This window comes from Streptomyces sp. NPDC059142, assembly GCF_042755665.1.
In the GTDB taxonomy this organism is placed as follows: domain Bacteria; phylum Actinomycetota; class Actinomycetes; order Streptomycetales; family Streptomycetaceae; genus Streptomyces.
This window is the reverse complement of sequence record NZ_JBHZDA010000121.1, coordinates 15,690-17,722: the sequence shown is the minus strand read 5'-3', so window position 1 is coordinate 17,722 and position 2,033 is coordinate 15,690. Positions and strand designations below refer to the sequence as shown.

General features: G+C 78.0%; 1 protein-coding gene. It reads right to left on the bottom strand.

Annotation, left to right across the window (positions count from 1 at the left end; all coding sequences use genetic code 11):
* Window positions 1–101: 101 nt before the first annotated feature.
* Entirely contained in the window at window positions 102–1,862 is a 1,761-nt protein-coding gene (locus tag ACFXPK_RS29550; RefSeq protein WP_385080153.1) for an MMPL family transporter, read from the bottom strand.
* Window positions 1,863–2,033: the final 171 nt, after the last annotated feature.

Below are 2,033 nucleotides of genomic sequence, written 5' to 3'. Positions count from 1 at the left end.
CGCGCGCCACAGCGCGGCGGGGGCCCCCCCCCCGGCGGGGGGGGGGGGGGGGGGGGGGGGGGGGGGGGGGGGGGGCGACCCCCGCCCCCCCCCCCCGCCTTTCACGTGTCCTCGCGCTTCCGTCCGTACCTCCCCGGCCACCAGGTGCGGTCCCCCAGCAGGACCACCAGCGCGGGGACCTGTACGGAGCGCACCAGCAGCGTGTCGACGAGGACGCCGATCGCCACGGCGATCCCCACCTCGGCCACCGTCACGTCGGGGAGCTGCGCCAGCGCGGCGAAGGTGCCCGCGAGGACCAGCCCCGCCGCCGTGATCACCCCGCCGGTGGCGGTGACCCCGCGCCGTACGGCCTCGGTGGTGGAGAGCCGGCCGCGCTCCTCCCTGATCCGTTCCATCAGGAAGATCGTGTAGTCGACGCCGAGCGCCACGAGGAACACGAAGACGTAGACGAAGAGTTCGGCCGACACTCCCCCGAACCCCATCACCCGGTCGAAGACGAGCGTGGCCAGCCCCAGCGAGGCCGCGAAGGACAGCACGTTGACGGCCATCAGCACCAGGGGCGCGACGAGCGAGCGCAGCAGCAGTCCGAGGACGACCGTCACCGCGAGCAGGACCAACGGGACGATCCGCAGCGTGTCGTCGGTGGCCGCCCTGGCGTGGTCCATCAGTACGGCGGGGCCGCCGCCGACCAGCGCGCCGTCCGTCGTACGGGCCAGCGCGGCCCGCAACTCCCCCACCGCGGCGTGTGCCCGGTCGCCGTACGGGGGGACGGCCAGCTCCACCCGGAGCGTCGGCCGCGGCCCCGGCTCCCCGGCGACGGTGAGCGGTTCGCCGCGTTCGGCGCCGGCCACCCGGTCCGTGCCGCGCGCGGTCTCCACGGCCGTACGGACCGCCGCGTCGTCCGCGCCCGGCGGGAGGACGACGGTCAGCGGGGCCGCCGCCCCCTCGGGGAAGTGGGCGGCCAGGACGCGCTGCCCGGTGACCGACTCGGCGGACGGCGGGGCCGAGTCGAGCGGATCGGCGCTGGTGCGCAGCCCGGTGAGGGCGAGGACCGGCAGCCAGAGCGCCACGGTGACCAGCAGCGCGGCGGTCCGCGGCCGGCGCACCACCCGGTCGCCGACCGCCTGCCACAGCCGGTGGTCGGCGGCGCCGCGCGGAGTGGACGGGGACGGGATACGCGGCCACAGCAGCCCGCGTCCCGCGCAGACCAGCAGGGCGGGCAGCAGCGTCACCATCGCGGCGAGCGCGACGACCACCCCGGCCGCGGCGACGGGGCCGAGCCCGCGCAGTCCCGCGAGATCCGCGACCAGCAGGCAGAGCAGCCCGGCGACGACGGTGCCCGCGCTGGCGAGGATCGCCGGGGTGGTCCGGCGCAGCGCCTCCGCGACGGCCTCGTGGCGGTCCTCGTGGCGGGCCAGTTCCTCGCGGTAGCGGTTGAGGAGCAGCAGCGCGTAGTCGGTGGCGGCGCCGAAGACCAGCACGATGAGGATGGCCGAGGAGAGTTCGGTGACGGAGAGACCGGCCTCGGCCAGCCCGTACGCGGCGCCGCGCGCGACCAGGACGGCGACGAGGGAGGCGAACAGCGGGACCAGCCAGAGCGTCGGGCTGCGGTAGGTGCCCAGCAGCAGGACGGCGACGATCGCCATGCTGGTGAGGAGGAGGGCGGTGTCGACGTCACCGGCGCTGGTGTCGGTTCCGAGCCCCGCCTCGCCCGCCACCCGCACGTCGAGACCCGGCCGCGCCCGGTCGGGGTCGCCGAGTGTGGTGCGCAGGGCGCCGACCGCGGCGCCGACCGTGTCGTCGTCGGCCTCCACGGGCTGGATCCGTACCGGGAAGAGCGCGGCCTTCCCGTCGTCCGACACCTCCACGGCCCCGGGCGGGGCGGCGCCCCGTACCGGCGCGGCGGCGACGGCCGCGCGGTCCGCTGCGACGGCGCGCCGGGGGGCGGGGGGGTGGGGGGGGCGGGGTCCGGGGGGGGGCTCCTTCGGGGGGGGGGCGGGGGGGTGGGGGGGGCGGGGTCCGGGGGGGGGGTC